General features: G+C 69.8%; 15 protein-coding genes. 1 reads left to right on the top strand and 14 read right to left on the bottom strand.

Annotated elements, in window-relative coordinates; genetic code table 11:
• Positions 1–71 precede the first annotated feature (71 nt).
• The 14 genes from ICC28_RS02885 to ICC28_RS02950 form a co-directional block, all read right to left on the bottom strand.
• Positions 72–833, bottom strand: a complete 762-nt coding sequence (locus ICC28_RS02885) for a TIGR03936 family radical SAM-associated protein (protein ID WP_188286744.1) — start codon at positions 831–833, stop codon at positions 72–74.
• A gap of 48 nt (positions 834–881) precedes the next feature.
• Positions 882–2,009 carry a hypothetical protein gene (locus ICC28_RS02890; RefSeq protein ID WP_188286745.1) on the bottom strand — a complete coding sequence of 376 codons (1,128 nt, stop codon included), beginning with the start codon at positions 2,007–2,009 and terminating at the stop codon, positions 882–884.
• A gap of 163 nt (positions 2,010–2,172) precedes the next feature.
• Complete coding sequence (locus ICC28_RS02895) at positions 2,173–2,577, bottom strand: hypothetical protein (protein ID WP_317453947.1); 405 nt, start codon at positions 2,575–2,577, stop codon at positions 2,173–2,175.
• A gap of 365 nt (positions 2,578–2,942) precedes the next feature.
• The gene (locus ICC28_RS02900) at positions 2,943–4,913 is read right to left on the bottom strand and encodes a TIGR03960 family B12-binding radical SAM protein (RefSeq protein ID WP_188286747.1); all 1,971 of its coding nucleotides are present in this window, start codon (positions 4,911–4,913) and stop codon (positions 2,943–2,945) included.
• An 80-nt stretch (positions 4,914–4,993) separates the two neighbouring features.
• Entirely contained in the window at positions 4,994–6,493 is a 1,500-nt protein-coding gene (locus tag ICC28_RS02905; protein WP_188286748.1) for a CYTH and CHAD domain-containing protein, read from the bottom strand.
• An 81-nt stretch (positions 6,494–6,574) separates the two neighbouring features.
• Complete coding sequence (rodA, locus tag ICC28_RS02910; RefSeq protein ID WP_188286749.1) at positions 6,575–7,771, bottom strand: rod shape-determining protein RodA; 1,197 nt, start codon at positions 7,769–7,771, stop codon at positions 6,575–6,577.
• Positions 7,768–10,011 (bottom strand): penicillin-binding protein 2, encoded by a 2,244-nt coding sequence (mrdA, locus tag ICC28_RS02915; protein ID WP_188286750.1) that lies wholly within the window; start codon positions 10,009–10,011, stop codon positions 7,768–7,770. Before mrdA ends, rodA begins: the two co-directional genes overlap by 4 nt.
• Positions 10,012–10,189: 178 nt before the next feature.
• Positions 10,190–10,873: a rod shape-determining protein MreD gene (mreD, locus tag ICC28_RS02920; RefSeq protein WP_188286751.1), complete on the bottom strand. Its 684-nt coding sequence runs from the start codon at positions 10,871–10,873 to the stop codon at positions 10,190–10,192.
• A 12-nt stretch (positions 10,874–10,885) separates the two neighbouring features.
• Positions 10,886–11,830, bottom strand: a complete 945-nt coding sequence (mreC, locus tag ICC28_RS02925; RefSeq protein ID WP_188286752.1) for a rod shape-determining protein MreC — start codon at positions 11,828–11,830, stop codon at positions 10,886–10,888.
• 158 nt (positions 11,831–11,988) lie between these two features.
• On the bottom strand, positions 11,989–13,008 hold the full coding sequence (locus ICC28_RS02930; RefSeq protein WP_006133575.1) for a rod shape-determining protein: 1,020 nt from the start codon (positions 13,006–13,008) through the stop codon (positions 11,989–11,991).
• Between the two features lie 268 nt (positions 13,009–13,276).
• A complete protein-coding gene (gene ndk / locus ICC28_RS02935) occupies positions 13,277–13,690 on the bottom strand; it encodes a nucleoside-diphosphate kinase (RefSeq protein WP_188286753.1) in 414 nt (137 codons plus the stop codon).
• A 123-nt stretch (positions 13,691–13,813) separates the two neighbouring features.
• Positions 13,814–14,170: a DUF4233 domain-containing protein gene (locus ICC28_RS02940; RefSeq protein WP_188286754.1), complete on the bottom strand. Its 357-nt coding sequence runs from the start codon at positions 14,168–14,170 to the stop codon at positions 13,814–13,816.
• 11 nt (positions 14,171–14,181) lie between these two features.
• On the bottom strand, positions 14,182–15,684 hold the full coding sequence (folC, locus tag ICC28_RS02945) for a bifunctional tetrahydrofolate synthase/dihydrofolate synthase (RefSeq protein ID WP_188286755.1): 1,503 nt from the start codon (positions 15,682–15,684) through the stop codon (positions 14,182–14,184).
• Positions 15,685–15,856: 172 nt separating this feature from the next.
• Positions 15,857–18,481, bottom strand: coding sequence for a valine--tRNA ligase (locus ICC28_RS02950; protein ID WP_188286756.1), 2,625 nt, complete (start codon positions 18,479–18,481; stop codon positions 15,857–15,859).
• A 136-nt stretch (positions 18,482–18,617) separates the two neighbouring features.
• Here ICC28_RS02950 and ICC28_RS02955 point away from each other — a divergent pair, with 136 nt between their 5' ends.
• Positions 18,618–19,565, top strand: coding sequence for a hypothetical protein (locus ICC28_RS02955; protein WP_188286757.1), 948 nt, complete (start codon positions 18,618–18,620; stop codon positions 19,563–19,565).
• Positions 19,566–19,598: the final 33 nt, after the last annotated feature.

A 19,598-nucleotide genomic window follows, 5' to 3' on the forward strand; every position in this document is an offset into this window, starting at 1 on the left:
CGCTGCCCGACCCAGGTGGCTCCCGAGTACGAGGGCGACGCTACGACGTCCGTCCCTACGCGGGACCTTCCTTACGCCGGCGCCTTCGCGGCGGCAGCGGATCCGGCCGTGGGGGCCTCCGCTGCCTCGCGGTCGGGCGCGAGCGGGTCGGTCACCGTGCCGGTCTCTTCATCGAGCAGCCCCTGCGCCAGCCTGGTCACCGCAGCGGGGACCGGCGGCGCCAGGTCGGCCACGGCGCGGAGACCGGACAGGACGTCGTCGGGTCGTACGGCAGGCGTCACGTGCCGAACAACCAGCCGCAGTATCGCACAGGGCTGGTCGGTAGGCCTATCAGCCGGTTCACCATGTGTTTCCAGTGCCACGACCGCCGGACGGGCGTCGAAGGTCCGTACGCCGTTCTTGGTCATGCGCTGGACCTCGACGGACTCCGCGGCGTTGAAGGCCGCGACCGCGCGATCGGCGTCGGTCGGGTCCACACCGTCGAGCCGCAGCTCCCACACGGAGGCGGTGAGCCGGTCGGCCAGGCCCGAGGTACGGGCCTCGACCGCGTCGACGACGTCGAGCCCGGCGGGCATCGACTCGTCGAGCAGCGCCCGGAGCGTCTCGGGGTCACGCGCCTCGGTGAGGGCGATCTCCAGGTATTCCGCCTCACTGCCCGTGCCGGTGGGTGCGGCATTGGCGTACGACACCTTCGGATGCGGCGTGAACCCCGCCGAGTACGCCATCGGTACGTCGGCACGGCGCAGCGCCCGCTCGAAAGCGCGCTGGAAGTCTCGGTGGCTGGTGAACCTCAGGCGGCCGCGCTTGGTGTAGCGCAGTCGGATGCGCTGCACCGCCGGTGCGGGCGGCGGGCCTTCGGGCTGTCGCTTGCCCAGTGTCGTTCAGTCCTTCGTGAGATTCGTGAGAGCGGTCGTACTGCTACCAAGAGTACGTCTCCCGCCGCCCCGAGGTTCCCGCCGGGCCACCGCCTCCCGCTCCCGGGGCTCCCCGAAGAGCATCCGGCGGACGTCGGCGCGGGCCTGACGGGCGGAGTCCCGGGCGGCGGCGAGGGCCTGCCGGGTGGCCCGGCCCACCGTGCGCGCGGCCTCGGCACAGGGCCGCAGCACCGTGTCACGCACGACGTGCCCGACCGGAGTGAGGATCGTCCGGTACACCCAGCGAACCGGCTCCACGAAGATCCACCGGAAGAGGGTCGCGAGGAACCGGCCGACGGCGAGCGAGATCCGCCCGGCGACCCGCCAGGCATGCCCGAGCGCGTCCCGCACCTCACGCCCGACAGCCGCGAGGAACCGCCCCACCGGCACGAGCACCCACCGCCACACGGCGAGCGCGGGCAGCACGACCAGCACGCGGCCGACCCAGTACAGCCCGATCCCGATCCCGGTGACGACCTTGCCCACACCCCACGCGACGCCCCGCGCGCACCAGGCGATCCCCCGCCCGACGGGCGCAAGCACCCACTGGTACACGGCAAGCGCGGGCACAACAAGGAGATACCGCACCAGCCACGCGGCAGCGGTGTACACCCCGAGCCCGACGGCGGCAAGCACCACCCCGATCCCCCGGACAACCCACATCACCCCGTGCCCCACGGGCGTCAGCACCCACGCGTACACCCACCCCAGCGCGGCCCCGACCCCCCGCCCGACCCAGGCGATCCCCCGCCCGACCGGCGTCAGCACATACCGGTACAACCATCCGGCGGGCACCACGACAAGCACGTTCCCCAGCCAGCCCAGCCCCTTCCCGACCGGCACCAGCACATACCGCCACACCCCCACGAACGGCCACACGAACACCGCCCGCCCGACCCACAGCAGCCCCCGCCCCACCGGCGGCAACACCGTGCCCCCCACAAACCGCCACCCGACGACCAGCGCGTCCCACACCATCCGCACCGGCACGACCAGCACAAGCACGACAATCCGCACCGGAATGCGCACCGCCACGACCAGGCACCCCCCGGGCTCCTGCCGCCGCTCCGTCTCGGGCCGCTTTTCGAGATCCATGCCCCACAAGACGCGACGAGGCCCCCCACCCGTTGCGACAAAGCCCCTCGTCACCAAGGTGTTACGCGACAACGCCCTACTTGACGACCGTCAACGGCAGCAGCTTCTTGCCTGTGGGGCCGACCTTGATGTGCGTGTCCATCTGCGAGCAGCGGCCAACGACTCAGTAGCTGGCAGTGCGGTTGAAGCTGGTGATGTTGAGCTTGATGCCCTTCGCGCTCTTGAGCGTCGTGGGGTACTCACCCCGAGCCGTCTGGCCGGGTTGCACGTTGGTCTCGAACTGCGAACCATCCCCCACACGAGTACCGCTGGCGTCGACGGCCTCCCAGTCCCAGATGTAATTGGACTTTTCACTGCTGTTGTTCTTGATCGTCCAAACGACCCAGATATTACTCAAGCCGGCGTGTGAGCGGTCGTCGAGCTGGAAGCTGACGAGGTCGGCGCGCTCCCCCTCGGGTTCCTCCGACTGCCCCTGCTGCACCTTCGCAGTAGGGCTCGTACTGGGCGCAGGGGTGTTGCTCTCGTCGCTCTGCCCCGGCGCGATCACCAGCACAGCGATGACGATCACGGCCACAGCGGCCAGAGCGCCGACGCATCCCCAGAGGCAGCCATGAACTGATCGCTTCTTCTGCGGTGGCCCGGGGGGCGATGCCCACTGGCCGAGAGGGCGAGAAGCTTGGCCCGGACTTCCCGGGCTTCCCCACCGAGGATTGCCCCCAGGGGGCTCGCTCGCTGACATGTCGCCTCCTCGGTAGCGGATATCGCCACGCTAGGAAGCCACGAGGCGCGCCGCGAACCGAGAGCAGCCACTCAGGCGACGCAGCCGAGCGCGGTGCCCGCTCTCCGCCCCCAGCGCCCTGGAGGACGGCAGTGATCCCATCCTCACTGCCGTCCTCCAGGGCTTCCATCACGCGTCGCAACGCCTCACTCACGTCAGTGAGAGGGACCGCTCGCAGCCGGCGTCGGACCCGCGTTCTTGACCGCAAGAGGCAGCAGCTTCTTGCCGGTCGGGCCGATCTGGATCTCCGTCTGCATGGCCGGACACACCCCACAGTCGAAGCACGGCGTCCAGCGGCAGTCCTCGACCTCTGTCTCGTCGAGGGCGTCCTGCCAGTCCTCCCAGAGCCAGTCCTTGTCGAGGCCGGAGTCGAGGTGGTCCCAGGGGAGGACCTCCTCGTAGGAGCGCTCGCGGGTGGTGTACCAGTCGACGTCGACGCCGAAGGGGGCCAGGGCCTTGTCGGCGCAACTCATCCAGCGGTCGTAGGAGAAGTGCTCGCGCCAGCCGTCGAAGCGGCCGCCGTCGTCGTAGACGGCGCGGATGACGGCGCCGATGCGGCGGTCGCCGCGGGAGAGGAGGCCCTCGACGATGCCGGGCTTGCCGTCGTGGTAGCGGAAGCCGATGGAGCGGCCGTACTTCTTGTCGCCGCGGATCTTGTCGCGGAGCTTCTCCAGGCGGGCGTCCGTCTCCTCGGCGGAGAGCTGCGGGGCCCACTGGAAGGGGGTGTGGGGCTTGGGGACGAAGCCGCCGATCGAGACGGTGCAGCGGATGTCGTTGGAGCGGGAGACCTCGCGGCCCTTGGCGATGACCTTGGTCGCCATGTCGGCGATCTGGAGGACGTCGTCGTCGGTCTCGGTGGGCAGGCCGCACATGAAGTACAGCTTCACCTGGCGCCAGCCGTTGCCGTAGGCGGTGGCGACCGTGCGGATCAGGTCGTCCTCGGAGACCATCTTGTTGATGACCTTGCGCATGCGCTCGGAGCCGCCCTCGGGGGCGAAGGTGAGGCCGGAGCGGCGGCCGTTCCGCGTCAGTTCGTTCGCCAGGTCGACGTTGAAGGCGTCCACGCGGGTGGAGGGGAGGGAGAGGCCGATCTTGTCTTCCTCGTAGCGGTCGGCCAGGCCCTTCGCGATGTCGCCGATCTCGCTGTGGTCCGCGGAGGACAGGGAGAGGAGGCCGACCTCCTCGAAGCCGGTCGCCTTCAGGCCCTTCTCCACCATCTCGCCGATGCCGGTGATCGAGCGCTCGCGCACGGGGCGGGTGATCATGCCGGCCTGGCAGAAGCGGCAGCCTCGGGTGCAGCCGCGGAAGATCTCGACCGACATGCGCTCGTGGACCGTCTCCGCGAGGGGGACGAGGGGCTGCTTGGGGTAGGGCCACTCGTCGAGGTCCATGACCGTGTGCTTGGACACACGCCACGGGACGCCGGACCGGTTGGGGACGACGCGGGCGATGCGCCCGTCGGGCAGGTACTCCACGTCGTAGAAGGCCGGGATGTACACCCCGCCCGTCCTGGCCAGGCGGAGGAGGACCTCCTCGCGGCCGCCGGGGCGGCCCTCGGCCTTCCACTCGCGGATGACCTTCGTCATGTCGAGCACGGCCTGCTCGCCGTCGCCGATGACGGCGGCGTCGATGAAGTCGGCGATCGGCTCGGGGTTGAAGGCCGCGTGGCCGCCGGCCAGGACGATGGGGTCGTCGACGGTGCGGTCCTTGGACTCCAGCGGGATGCCGGCCAGGTCCAGGGCGGCGAGCATGTTGGTGTAGCCGAGCTCGGTGGAGAAGCTGAGTCCGAAGACGTCGAAGGCGCGCACGGGGCGGTGGCTGTCCACCGTGAACTGCGGGACGCCGTGTTCCCGCATCAGGGCCTCCAGGTCCGGCCACACGCTGTAGGTGCGCTCGGCGAGGACGCCCTCCTGCTCGTTCAGGACCTCGTAGAGGATCATGACGCCCTGGTTGGGCAGTCCGACCTCGTACGCGTCGGGATACATGAGCGCCCAGCGGACGTCACAGGATTCCCACGGCTTCACCGTGGAGTTGAGCTCTCCGCCGACGTACTGGATCGGCTTCTGCACATGCGGGAGCAGGGCTTCGAGCTGCGGGAACACCGACGCAGCGGCTTCGGCAGGCATCTCGCGTACCTTCGTGAGCTGGACTGAACGGACAGGGGTGACCATCCAGACTAACGCGGTCGCGGCGGTGCCCCGCACGCTCAGACGGTCGTCGTCTCCTTGATCGCCGTCCAGGCGGCCGGCAGCCGGGCCTCGTCGTCCGCCGCGCGGCGCTCCTCCCGGCCGTAGAGCACGCCGTACGTGAACGAGCTCTCCCCCGCCGCCTGTGCCTGTCGGGCGAGCTCGCGCAGGGCCTCGCGCGCCATGACGCTGTCCTGGTGGTCGCCGAGGAGTCCCTGGAGGGCCTTCATCGATTTCAGCAGCGTGCGGGCGGGGTCGCCGAGCGCCGGGACGGCTGCCTCGGCGGAGTAGCGGGTGCGCTTGGCCTTCTTGCGTGCCTCGTGCAGGGCGAGGTCGCGGTCCTGCGAGGGCGGGAGGGTGAGGGCCTGCTCGATCAGGCCGGCGAGTGCGGCGAAGTCCTTGCCGACGGCCTTGGCGACGGTCTTTTCCGGTTGTCCGGCGGCGGCCTTGAGCAGGGGCGGGTCCGCCACCAGCGCGTCGAGGGCGGTGAGCAGTTCCAGGTACCGCTTTCCGTCGAGTACGGCGATCAGGCGTCGGCGGGAGCCGCTGCTGCGGGCGTGGGACCAGGTGCGCAGGCGGGTGCGGACGGGTCCGGCGAGCAGGGTGCGGGGCAGTTCGTCCAGGGCGGCCGTGAGGCGTTCGGTCAGCACTTCCTGGTCGCGGTCGACGCCGAGTTCTCCGGCCAGCCACTTCAGTTCCTCGCCGATCGGGTCGGTCACGGTCCGGTCGAGTACTTTGCGGAACGAGCGGAAGGCGCTGCGCATGCGGCGGGTGGCGACGCGCATGCGGTGCACCGAGTCGTACTCGTCGCGCCGTACGGCCGGGTCGAGGGCGACGATGGCGTCCCGCTGGGCGCGGACGTAGGCGAGGACGTGGTCTCCGGCGGTGACGGGTGCCTTGGCGGGCTTGGGCCTGCGCTTCTTCTTGGGTGCCGTCTCGGCCAGCGCCCGCGCCAGTTTCGAGGCCGAGCCCGAGGGGCGGACGCCGGCTCTGCGCAGCCGTTTGTCGATCTTGTCGAGGACGGCGGGGTCGGCGCCGTCGGCCAGCTCCACCTCGATCTCGGTCCACTGCACCTCGGTGTCGGCGCCGAGCCGCTCGGCGCGTACGGCGTCCACGCTGGCCTCGGCGAGGAGTGTGCCGTCGGCGTCGACGAGGTGGCGTACGTCGCGGTCGGAGCGGAGGCGGACCAGGGGGAGGAGTTCGGCGTCACGGACGCGGGAGCGGACGAGGGCGGCGAGGGTACGGGGGACGGTGTCGGACAGGGGCGCCCGGATCTCGTCCCGTACGCCGGGGGCGACGGGGAACTTCAGGTGCCAGCCCGCGTCGGATCCCCCGGTGCGGCGGCGCAGGGTGATCGAGGAGGCGGCGAGGCGCTCGTCGTGGGTGTCGTAGTAGGTGGCGTCGAGGTGTGCGACACCTTTGTCGATGACGGCCGCGACCCCGGCGACGCCGGTCAGGTCGGGCAGACCGCTTTCGCTGGACTCGTACTTTCGTTCGATCTCGCGCTTTGTGTCCGCCATGACCCGAATCTAATGGGAGTCATGGCGGTACAACAGGGCCCACCGGACCCGAACTCCGGGGAAACAGTGGATGACCAGCGGCTACGCGGAGATTGGCCGCTGCACTCTGATCGACTGCAGCAGCCCCACTGCCACCCACACCGCGAACATCGACGATCCGCCGTACGACACGAACGGCAGCGGCAGGCCGGTCACCGGCATGATGCCGAGCGTCATGCCGATGTTCTCGAAGGACTGGAAGGCGAACCAGGCCACGATCCCGGCGGCGACGATCGTGCCGTACAGCTCGGTCGTCTCGCGGGCGATGCGGCAGGCGCGCCACAGCAGGATGCCGAGCAGCGCGATGATCAGGCCGCCGCCCACGAAGCCCAGCTCCTCCCCCGCCACCGTGAAGACGAAGTCGGTCTGCTGCTCCGGCACGAACTGGCCGGTGGTCTGCGAGCCGTTGAACAGCCCGGACCCGGTCAGCCCGCCCGAACCGATCGCGATCCGCGCCTGGTTGGTGTTGTAGCCGACGCCCGCCGGGTCGAGGCTGGGGTTGGCGAAGGCGGCGAAGCGGGCGATCTGGTAGTCGTCCAGGATGTGCAGTTGCCAGACGGCGAGCGCGCCGATCGTGCCCGCGGACAGCAGGCCGAACACCCAGCGGTTGGAGGCGCCGGAGGCCAGCAGCACGCCCAGCACGATGACCACCATCACCATGACCGAGCCGAGGTCGGGCATGAGCAGCACGATCAGCATGGGCACGGTGGCCAGGCCCAGGGCCTGCAGCACCGTGCGGTGGTCGGGGTAGGGCTTGTCGCCCGCGTCCACCCGGGCCGCCAGCAGCATCGCCATGCCCAGGATGATCGTGACCTTCACGAACTCCGAGGGCTGGAGCGAGAATCCGCCGCCGAGCACGATCCACGAGTGGGCGCCGTTGACCGTGGAGCCCAGTGGGGTGAGCACCAGCAGGATCAGGAACACCGAGGCGCCGTACAGGATCGGCACCGCGGTGCGCAGGGTGCGGTGGCCGAGCCAGACGGTGGCGACCATCAGCGCGAAGCCGATGCCGGTGTTCATGAGGTGCCGGATCAGGAAGTAGTACTGGTCGCCCTGGTTGATCTCGGTGCGGTTGCGGGTCGCCGAGAAGACCAGGACCGAGCCGATCAGCGACAGCGTGAGCGCGGACAGCAGTATCGGCCAGTCGAGGCGGCGGGCGAGCGAGTCACGGGCGAACAGGCGGGTCCAGCCCGGCCGGTCGGGCCCGTACCCGGAGATGTGGAAGCTGTTGCCGGTCACGTCAGCCTCCTGGCCCGCCGTCGGCGGCGGCGGCGCGTCTCACGGTTCTCCGGGGACGCTGTCGCCACCGTCGCCGCCTGCTGCTGCTGCTCGCCCTGCTCGGGCACGCCCTGCTGGCTGGCCCGCTGCTCCTTCGCCGGGTCCTTGGCGATCTTCGGGGAGATGATCGACCCGTCCGTCTGGATCTTCGGCAGCTTCTTCTGCGGGGTGGGCAGCAGCGCGTTCTTCTTGTTGATCGTGCCGTCGTCGGAGACGCCGTACAGCGCGTCGTAGATGTTGCGGACGGCGGGGCCCGAGGCGCCGGAGCCCGTACCGCCCTGGGAGATCGTCATGACGATCGCGTAGTCCTCGGTGTACGTGGCGAACCACGACGTCGTCTGCTTGCCGTAGACCTCGGCGGTACCGGTCTTGGCGTGCATCGGGATCTTGTCCTGGGGCCAGCCGCCGAACCGCCAGGCGGCGGTACCGCGGGTGGCGACGCCTTCCAGGGCGTCGTCCATCTGGGCCAGCGTCTGCTTGCTGACGGGCAGCTTGCCGTGCGCCTTGGGCTTGATCTCCGAGACCTGCTTGCCGTCGGGGCTGACGATCGCCTTGCCGACCGTCGGGTTGTACAGGGTGCCGCCGTTGGAGATGGCCGCGTAGATGGTGGCCATCTGGATCGGGGTCACCAGGGTGTCGCCCTGGCCGATGGAGTAGTTGATCTCGTCACCGGCACGCATCTTGTTGCCTTCGAGGCAGTTCTCGTAGGCGATCTGCTCGACGTAGTCGCCGCCCTTCTTGCCCTGCTTGCACCAGGCGTCCTTGTTGGCCTCCCAGTACCGCTGCTTCCACTGGCGGTCGGGGACCCGGCCGGCGACCTCGTTGGGCAGGTCGATGCCGGTCTCCGCGCCGAGGCCGAACTGGTGGGCGGCCTTGTAGAACCAGTCCTTCGGCTTGCCCTTGGGGTTGATGCCGCCGTCCTTCTTCCACTCGCTGTGCGCGAGCTGGTAGTAGACGGTGTCGCAGGAGACCTCCAGGGCGCGGCCGAGGTCGATCGAGCCGTGGTTCTGGGACTCGAAGTTCTTGAAGACCTGGCCGCCGACGGAGTACGAGCTGGAGCAGTTGTAGCGGCCGTCGAAGTCGTAGCCGGCCTGGACCGCGGCGGCCGTGGAGACCACCTTGAAGACCGAGCCGGGCGCCGCCTGACCCTGTATGGCCCGGTTCAGCAGCGGGTAGTTGGAGGACTTGCCGGTGAGCTTCTTGTAGTCCTTGGCGGAGATGCCGCCCACCCAGGCGTTGGGGTCGTAGCTCGGGTTGGACGCCATGGCGACGACGCGGCCGGTCTTGGCCTCCATCACCACGACGGCGCCGGCGTCGGCCTTGTACTTCTCCCCCGTGTTGCGGTCCCACACGTCGCGGGCGTCCTTCATCGCCTCGTTCAGCTCGTACTCCGCGACGCGCTGGACGCGGGCGTCGATGCTGGTGACGAGGTTGGAGCCGGGCTGGGCGGCGTCCGCCTCGGCCTCGCCGATGACCCGGCCGAGGTTGTCGACCTCGTAGCGGGTGACGCCGGCCTTGCCGCGCAGTTCCTTGTCGTACTGGCGCTCCAGGCCCGACCGGCCGACCTGGTCGGAGCGCAGGTAGGGCGAGTCGGTGTCCTGCGCCTTGGTGATCTCCTCGTCGGTGACCGGGGAGAGATAGCCGAGGACCTGGGCGGTGTTGGCGCCGCCGGGCCCGGCGTACCGTCGGACGGCCTGCGGTTCGGCGGTGATGCCGGGGAAGTCCTCGGCGCGCTCGCGGATCTGCAGGGCCTGCTTGGGGGTGGCCTCGTCGGTGATGGGGATCGGCTGGTACGGCGAGCCGTTCCAGCAGGGCTGCGGGGTCTCGGCGTCGCACAGCCGGACCTTCTCCCGCACCTCCTTGGGCTTCATGCCGAGGACGCCGGCGAGCTTGGTGAGCACGGCCTCGCCGTCGTCCTTCATCTTCAGCAGCTCGGTGCGGGAGGCGGAGACGACGAGCCGTGTCTCGTTGTCGGCCAGGGGCACTCCGCGCGCGTCCAGGATCGAGCCGCGCACGGCCGGGTCGACGACCTGCTGGACGTGGTTGCCGGAGGCCTCCTTGGCGTAGGCCTCGCCCTCACGGATCTGGAGGTACCACAGGCGGCCGCCGAGGGTGCCGAGCAGGGAGAGGACGAGGATCTGGATGACGACGAGGCGGATCTGGACCCGTGGGGTCCGCCCGGTCTCGGGGATGTTGGTCATGGGCGCAGCCCATTCGTTGGAAGGGTGGTGGTGGGAGACGGGTGGGCGTTGGTCACTGCGGTCGCCGCCCCCTCTCAGTGCGTCGGCGTGTGTGCGCGTACGAATGATGAACGGCCGGCCTGTGAGGCCGCGTTCCGCCCCGGTGAACCCGTTCGAGTGAATTCGAAACTGCGCTCTCTCACAGCCGCTTGACCCCCTTGATGCGCCCGGCGCGTGCCGTGCGCGCCCGCACCGCCTTCACCTTCAGACCGCCCAGGCCCCCGCGCTGGCTGCCGATGCGCAGGCCGGTGCCGGAGGAGAGCCAGCCGGAGGAGATGTCGGTGTTCTTCTTGGCGGCGGAGGTGGTCTCGGCGAGCGGGTCGTTCTCCGCGCGCCGGGCCAGCGCCATGATCCCGGGGACGACGAACGGGGCGAGCAGCAGGTCGTAGAGCGCGGCCGTGAACAGCAGGCCGCCGAGGCCCACATGGCGGGCGGCGTTGTCGCCGACGAGGGTGCCGACACCGGCGTAGAGCAGGGTGGAGCCGACGGCCGCGGCGACGACCACGGCCATGGGGCCGGTGGCCGACTTCAGCTGGCCGTTCTCGGGCTTGACGAGGCCGGCGAGGTAGCCGATGACGCAGAGCACCAGCGCGTAGCGGCCGGCGGCGTGGTCGGCGGGCGGGGCGAGGTCGGCGAGGAGTCCGGCGCCGAAGCCGATGAGGGCGCCGCCGACATGGCCGTAGACCATGGCCAGGCCGAGGACGGTCAGCAGCAGCAGGTCGGGGACCGCGCCCGGGAGGTGGAGGCGGGCGAGGACGCTCACCTGGAGGACCAGGGCGACGACGACGAGCGAGGAGGAGAGCAGGATCCGGTTGACGCGCATGGGCTTCAGCTCCTACTGCTCTTGGTACTGGCCGTCGAGGGGTGCCTGGGCGGACGGGGTGACGGTCACCGTCACGGTCGGCGTGGGGGTCGGCTTGGGCTTGGCGGGGAGCACTGTGTCGCGCGGGTCCTTCTTCGGGGCCTCGACGACGACACCGACGATGTCGAGCTTGGTGAAGCTGACGTACGGGGTGACGTAGAGGGTGCGGGTCAGGTCGCCGCCGGAGGGGTCGACGCGGGAGACCACGCCGACCGGGACCCCTGGCACGAAGGGCCTGTCGGCCTGCGAGCCGAAGGTGACCAGACGGTCGCCCTTCTTGATCTGCGCCTTGCCGTTGAGGAGTTCCACGCGCAGCGGGCCGTCGCCCTGGCCGGAGGCGAAGCCGAGTTCGTCGTTGCCCTCCATGCGGGTGCCGACGGTGAAGTCGGGGTCGTTGGCGAGCAGCACGGTCGCGGTGTTCGGGCCGACGGTGGTGACGCGGCCGACGAGTCCGTCGCCGTTGAGGACGGTCATGTCGCGCTGGAGGCCGTCGTTGGCGCCGGCGTCGATGGTGACGGTCCAGGAGAAGCCCTGGGCCGCTCCTATGGCGATGACCTCGGCGCCCTTGATGCCGTACTGGCCCTCGCCCGCGACCTTGAGCATCTTGTCGAGCTGCTTGAGTCTGCTGCGGTTGCGGTCGTCGCTGCCGAGCTCCGCCTTGAGGGCCGCGTTCTCCCGCTCCAGTTCGGCGAGCCGGTCGTGGCGTTCACCGGAGTCGCGGATCGCGGAGACCGCGTTGCCGACGGGGTCGACCGCGGCCGAGACGCCGTTCTCGATCGGGCCGAAGACGGTGGCGGCGGCCTGCCGGGCACCGTCGACCGGCGAGTCCTCCCCGCCGCGGATGTCCACCGTGATCAGCGCGAACGCGATGGCGATCAGCAGCACCAGGAGCAGCCGGCTCTCTCGTGTGTCCCTCACGTGCGGCGGCCGTGCCTTCCTCACTAGGAATTCGTGACTAGGAATTCGTGAAGCCCCGGGGAAACCCAAGGGGCTGGCTTTGCGGGTCCTCTGCCTCTATATCAACGATCCGCCGCACGAGAGGAGATCGTCTCGTACGGCGGAATCGAAGAGTTACGTCATCTGCGCGGCTGGGCGTCCAGCACCTGCTGGAGCGCCTCGAACTCCTCCACGCACTTGCCGGAGCCGAGCGCCACGCTGTCCAGCGGGTCCTCGGCGATGTGGATCGGCATCCCGGTCTCCCGGCGCAGCCGCTCGTCGAGGCCGCGCAGCAGGGCTCCGCCGCCCGTCAGAACGATTCCGCGGTCCATGATGTCGCCGGACAGCTCCGGCGGGCACTTGTCGAGGGTCGTCTTGACGGCGTCGACGATGGCGTTGACCGGCTCCTCGATCGCCTTGCGGACTTCGGCGGCCGAGATGACGACGGTCTTGGGCAGCCCGGAGACGAGGTCCCGGCCGCGGATTTCGGTGTGCTCGTCGGTGTCGAGGTCGTACGCCGAACCGATCGTGATCTTGATCTGCTCGGCCGTCCGCTCACCCAGCAGAAGGCTGTACTCCTTCTTGATGTGCTGGATGATCGCGTTGTCCAGCTCGTCGCCCGCGACGCGGATGGACTGGGCGGTGACGATGCCGCCGAGGGAGATGACCGCGACCTCCGTGGTGCCGCCGCCGATGTCGACCACCATGTTGCCCGTGGCCTCGTGGACCGGCAGGCCGGAGCCGATGGCCGCGGCCATGGGCTCCTCGATGATGTGCACCTGACGGGCGCCGGCCTGGGACGACGCCTCGATGACGGCACGGCGCTCGACGCCCGTGATACCGGAGGGCACACAGACGACGACCCGCGGACGAGCCAGATACCGCCGCTTGTGGATCTTCAGGATGAAGTAGCGGAGCATCCGCTCGGTGATCTCGAAGTCGGCGATCACGCCGTCCTTCAGCGGACGTACGGCAACGATGTTGCCGGGCGTGCGCCCGATCATCTTCTTCGCTTCGGCGCCGACCGCGAGGATGCCACCGGTGTTGGTGTTGATCGCGACGACGGACGGCTCGTTGAGTACGATCCCGCGACCCCTGACGTACACCAGCGTGTTGGCGGTCCCGAGGTCGACAGCCATGTCACGGCCGATGAACGACATTGAGTTCCCCATCAGGATTCGTCTGGCCTTCCCACGAGCTTTTGAGGGCTTTTCAGGTCGGCGAGGTGGGTGCTGTGACGTGAAGGCTTCCATCGTAGACGCGCCTTCGCGTGCACGGCGTGAGGGTCCTTCGCCATTGTCAGCAGATGATGTGCGGGTTCGCTTCTGGAGACGGGCGTTCGGGGACTCTCGTTCCCCCGAACGCCCCGCATGTGCCGGAAAGTCCGGAAGCGATGCCTCCGGGCTTGCTCATCCGCCGGACAGGGCGTCAGGCGCGACCGGGGAAGAAGATCTTCACCTCACGCTCGGCGGACTCCTCGGAGTCGGAGGCGTGGATCAGGTTCTCGCGGACGATCACACCGTAGTCACCGCGGATGGAGCCGGGGGCGGCGGCGATCGGGTCGGTCGGGCCGACGAGCGCGCGCACGCCCTCGATGACCCGCTCGCCCTCGACGATCAGCGCGACGACCGGGCCGGAGGACATGAACTCGACGAGCGGCTCGTAGAACGGCTTGCCCTTGTGCTCACCGTAGTGCTGCTCCAGCGTCTCCTGGTCCAGGCTGCGCAGCTCCAGCGCCGTGATCTGCCAGCCGGCCTTGCGCTCGATACGGCTGATGATCTCGCCGGTCAGGCCACGACGGACGGCGTCGGGCTTGAGCAGGACGAGGGTGCGCTGGGTCACGACGGGCTCCTTATACGTCAAGGGTGTGCGGGAAGACGAGGTTACCCGGCGTGTCCGGGCGCTTGTTACGCAGCGTCAGGTGTACAGGGTCCGAGTACGTCACGCCGCGTCGGGCGGAGAAGGTCAGGCCGCGTCCGGTGCGGACGCCTCGGACTGGGCCGCCCATCTCGCCTTCGCCTCGTCGATCTTCCGGCCGAAGTGCACGGACGCCCACCACAGCACCGCGAACAGCGCCCCCATGAAGAACATCGTCGGAACGACGAAGCCGGCGGCGATCAGGGCCACCTGGAGCGCCCAGCCGAGGGCGATGCCGCCCGGTCGGGTGACCAGACCGCACAGCAGCAGGCACAGGAACATCGCGATCCCGCAGACCGTCCACACCGTCGCCATGGACAGATCGGGATCCTTCATGGCGACCAGACCGGCGAAGCCGATCACGAAGAACTCGCCGATCAGGGTCGAAGCACAGAGCGTACGCATTCTCGAAAACCTCAGCCCTTCCCCAGCAGCAGCCGGGCCTCGCCGACCGTGATGACCGAGCCGGTCACGAGCACCCCGCCGCCCGCGAACTCGCCCTCCTCCTCGGCCAGCGTGATCGCGGCCTCCAGGGCGTCCGGCAGCCGCGGCTCGACCTGCACCCGCTCCTCGCCGAAGACCTCGACGGCGATCGCGGCCAGCTCGTCGGCGTCCATCGCGCGGTGGCTGGAGTTCTGCGTGATCACGACCTCGGCGAAGATCGGCTCGAAGGCCTCCAGCAGCCCCCGCACGTTCTTGTCGCCGCTGGCCCCGACCACCCCGATCAGCCGGCTGAAGTCGAAGGCCTCCCCGATCGCCTCGGCGGTCACCCGGGCGCCCGCCGGGTTGTGCGCGGCGTCGAGCACCACGGTCGGCGAGCGCCGTACGACCTCCATGCGGCCCGGCGAGGAGACCGCCGCGAAGGCCTTGCGCACGGTGTCGATGTCGAGCGCCTCGGCACGCTGGGCGCCGACGCCGAAGAACGCCTCCACCGCGGCGAGCGCCACGGCGGCGTTGTGCGCCTGGTGGGCGCCGTGCAGCGGGAGGTACACCTCCGGGTACTCGCCGCCCAGGCCGCGCAGGGTGACGAGCTGTCCGCCGACGGCGACCTGCCGGGAGACCACGCCGAACTCCAGGCCCTCACGGGCGACGGTGGCGTCCACCTCGACGGCCTTCTTCAGCAGCACCTGCGCCGCGTCGACCGGCTGCTGGGCCAGGATCACGGTGGCGTCCTGCTTGACGATCCCGGCCTTCTCTGCGGCGATCGCGGCGGGCGTCTCCCCGAGCCGGTCGGTGTGGTCGAGGTCGATGGGGGTGACGACGGCGACGTCACCGTCGATGACGTTGGTGGCGTCCCAGGAGCCGCCCATGCCCACCTCGACGACGGCCACGTCCACGGGCGCGTCGGCGAAGGCCGCGTACGCCATCCCCGTCAGCACCTCGAAGAACGACAGGCGGTACTCCTGCTGGGCGTCGACCATCTCGACGTACGGCTTGATGTCGTTGTACGTCTCGATGAAGCGCTCGGCGGAGATGGCGGCGCCGTCGAGGCTGATGCGCTCGGTGACCGACTGGACGTGCGGGCTGGTGTACCGGCCGGTGCGCAGCTCGAAGGCGCCGAGGAGGGCCTCGATCATGCGGGCGGTGGAGGTCTTGCCGTTCGTGCCCGTGATGTGGATCGAGGGGTACGAGCGCTGCGGGTCCCCCAGCACGTCCATCAGCGCGGAGATACGGCTGACGGAGGGCTCCAGCTTGGTCTCGCCCCAGCGGGTGGCGAGCTCGGTCTCCACGTCGCGGAGCGCCTTGTCGACCTCGGGGTCCTCGGGGCGGGCCGGCACGTCGGCCTGCGGGGGGCCTCCCTGGGTGCGCAGGGTGCGGCTACCTGCCTCGATGACGGCGAGGTCGGGGTCACGGTCGGTCTCTTCCGTGATGATCTCTTCGAAGGCGTCGAGGGGGTCGGGCTCGTTCTGGTCGCTCACGGGGCCAGTCTACGGAGCCTTGGCAGCCGGCGTAGCTGCGGGCAGTCGTGCCGCTGGGGCGGCACGGGTGGGCGCAGCGGCACCCCGTCGGCGCCGGGCTGCGCAACGCCACTACGGCAACCAAAAGCCCCGGAACATTGCAGTTCCGGGGCCCTCAGCGACGTACAAACCCTTACGCGGGTGGCAGCCTGTCCAGCTGGGCCTGGACGCGGGCGATGTCCTCGTCCGCCTTCGCGAGGCGGCCGCGGATCTTCTCCACGACGTTGTCCGGGGCCTTGGCGAGGAACGCCTCGTTGCCGAGCTTGGCGGTGGCCTGGGCCTTCTCCTTCTCGGCGGCGGCGAGGTCCTTGGCGAGGCGCTTGCGCTCCGCGGCGACGTCGATCGTGCCGGAGAGGTCGAGGGCGACCTCAGCGCCCGCGACCGGCAGGGTCGCCGTGGCCGTGAAGGCGTCGCCCTCCGGCTGGAGGCGCAGCAGCTGGCGGATGGCGGCCTCGTGGGGCGCCAGCGCCGTGCCGTCCAGGGTGAGGCGGGCCGGGACGCGCTGGCCGGGCTGGAGGCCCTGGTCGGCGCGGAAGCGGCGGACCTCGGTGATGACCGACTGCAGGCTCTCGATCTCCCGCTCGGCGTCGGCGTCACGGAAGCCGCTGTCCTTCGGCCAGTCGGCGATGACGACCGACTCGCCGCCGGTGAGGGTGGTCCAGAGGGTCTCGGTGACGAACGGGACCACCGGGTGCAGCAGCCTGAGCGTGACGTCGAGGACCTCGCCGAGGACCCGCTTGGAGACCTCGGCCGGCTCGCCGCCCGCCTGGAACGTCGTCTTGGACAGCTCGACGTACCAGTCGAAGACCTCGTCCCAGGCGAAGTGGAAGAGGGCGTCGGAGAGCTTGGCGAACTGGAAGTCGTCGTAGAGCGCGTCGACTTCGGCGACGACGGAGTTGAGGCGGGAGAGGATCCAGCGGTCGGTGGCGGACATCCGCTCCGGCGCCGGCAGCGGGCCGTCGACCGTCGCGCCGTTCATCAGCGCGAAGCGGGTGGCGTTCCAGATCTTGTTGGCGAAGTTCCGGGAGCCCTGGACCCAGTCCTCGCCGATCGGGACGTCGACGCCGGGGTTGGCGCCGCGCGCGAGGGTGAAGCGGAGCGCGTCGCTGCCGTACTTGTCCATCCAGTCCAGCGGGTTGACCGCGTTGCCGAAGGACTTCGACATCTTCTTGCCGAACTGGTCGCGGACCATGCCGTGCAGGGCGATGGTGTGGAACGGCGGGGTGCCGTCCATCGCGTACAGGCCGAACATCATCATCCGGGCGACCCAGAAGAAGAGGATGTCGTAGCCGGTGACCAGGACGGAGTTCGGGTAGAACTTCGCGAGCGACTCGGTCTGCTCGGGCCAGCCCATGGTCGAGAACGGCCACAGGCCGGAGGAGAACCAGGTGTCGAGGACGTCGGTGTCCTGGTGCCAGCCCTCGCCGGTGGGGGCCTCGTCGTCCGGACCGACGCAGACGACCTCGCCGTCCGGCCCGTACCAGACGGGAATCCGGTGACCCCACCACAACTGGCGCGAAATGCACCAGTCGTGGAGGTTGTCGACCCAGTCGAAGTACCGCTTCTCCATCTCCTGCGGATGGATCTTGACCTTGCCCTCGCGGACGGCGTCACCGGCCGCCTTGGCGAGCGGGCCGACCTTGACCCACCACTGCATGGACAGCCGCGGCTCGATGGTGGTCTTGCAGCGCGAGCAGTGGCCGACGGAGTGGACGTAGGGCCGCTTCTCGGCGACGATCCGGCCCTCGGCGCGCAGCGCGGCGACGATCGCCGAGCGGGCCTCCAGGCGGTCCAGGCCCTGGAAGGGGCCGTGGGCCGTGATGACGGCGTGCTCGTCCATGACCGTGATGGCCGGCAGGTCGTGCCGCTGGCCGATCTCGAAGTCGTTCGGGTCGTGCGCCGGGGTCACCTTGACGGCGCCGGTGCCGAACTCCGGGTCGACGTGCGTGTCGGCGACGACCGGGATGGAACGGTCCGTCAGCGGCAGCTTGATGAGCTTGCCGACGAGGTGCTTGTAGCGCTCGTCGTCCGGGTGAACGGCGACGGCGGTGTCACCGAGCATGGTCTCCGCGCGCGTGGTGGCGACGACGATGGTGTCGTCCCCGTCTCCGTACTTCATGGAGACGAGCTCGCCGTCGTCGTCCTGGTACTCGACCTCGATGTCGGAGATGGCCGTCAGACAGCGCGGGCACCAGTTGATGATGCGCTCGGCGCGGTAGATCAGCTCGTCGTCGTAGAGCCGCTTGAAGATGGTCTGGACGGCCTGCGACAGGCCCTCGTCCATGGTGAAGCGCTCACGGGACCAGGCGACGCCGTCGCCGAGGCGGCGCATCTGCCCGGAGATCTGCCCGCCGGACTCGCCCTTCCACTGCCAGACGCGCTCGACGAAGGCCTCGCGGCCGAGGTCGTGCCGGGACTTGCCTTCCTTCCCGAGCTCCCTCTCGACGACGTTCTGCGTGGCGATGCCGGCGTGGTCCATGCCGGGCTGCCACAGCGTCTCGTAGCCCTGCATGCGCTTGCGGCGGGTCAGCGCGTCGATGAGCGTGTGCTCGAAGGCGTGCCCGAGGTGGAGCGAGCCGGTGACGTTCGGCGGCGGAATGACGACGGTGTAGGCCGGCTTGTCACTCTTCTCATCGGCCTCGAAGTAGCCCCGCTCTACCCAGCGCTCGTACAGCGGCCCCTCTACATCGGCCGGCGCGTACTGGGTCGGCAGTTCGGTGTCGGGCGCTGGTGGCTGCTGCTGAGCGTTCTCGGTCACGGGCTCAGTTTAGGGGTGTCGCAGGGCTGTCCCGAAACGCGTTTGTTCTGTAACGGTGCGCCCCCCGGTGCGCCGCGCGCCCCCCGCCTGGTCCAGGATGTCAGGACCACATAAGCATCTGGAGGGGAACCCAGTAATGAGCTACAACCAGCCGGGCCCGTACGGCGGGCAGCCCCAGCAGCCCGGACCGCACGGCCAGCCGGGCCCCTACGGCCAGCAGCCGCAGGCCCCCCAGCCCGGCTACGGCTACCCCCAGCAGCCGCAGGCCCCGCAGCCGGGCTACGGCTACCCGCAGCAGGGTGTCCCTCAGCAGCAGCCCCCGTACGGCCAGCAGCCCCCTTACGGTCAGCAGCCTCCTTACGGCCAGGCCCCGTACGGCACTCCCCCGATGCCCCCGGCCCCGGGCGGCGGCAAGAAGAAGACGGGCATCATCCTCGGCGCCGTCGCGGTCGTGGCCGCGATCGGCGTGGGCGTGTACTTCGTGATCGGCGGAGGTGGCGGCGGCGGTGCGGACATCGCCGACGACGGCCCGCACAAGCTGACGACTCCGGCGACGGTACTCAGTGAGTACAAGAAGTCCGAGAGCGACAGCGGCAGCATGACGGAAGACGACATGGCGGACGCCGAGAAGTGGGGCGTGCACGACCCCAAGGACGTCAGCGCCGGCTACACGGCCGGGGACGAGGACAATCCGCTGAGCCAGAAGGGGATCAAGTTCAGCGGCGTCTACGGCACGATCGACGACCCCGAGAAGACCGTCGACGCGATGTTCGCTCATATGAAGAAGGAGAGCGAAAAGGGCAGCGACGACGACGTCAGCCTGGTCGGCGAGCCCAAGGCGTACGAGCCGGCTTCGCTGAAGGGCGCGGTGCTCAAGTGCCAGCAGGCCAAGGGCCCGACCGGCACGACCAGCGGCGGCCCGAAGGACGTGACACTCACGATCTGCATCTGGGGCGACCACAGCACCCTGGGATTCGTCATGCCGATGGACTTCGCCAACCTCGCGGCCGGCCGCAGCAGCGACGCGGCCGCCGACGCAGAACTGACCGCCAAGCTCCGCAACGAGGTCCGCGTCAAGGCCTGACACCGGACGCCGTGAACGGCGAAGGGGCCCCGG

The organism is Streptomyces sp. TRM68416 (assembly GCF_014596915.1).
GTDB lineage: Bacteria > Actinomycetota > Actinomycetes > Streptomycetales > Streptomycetaceae > Streptomyces.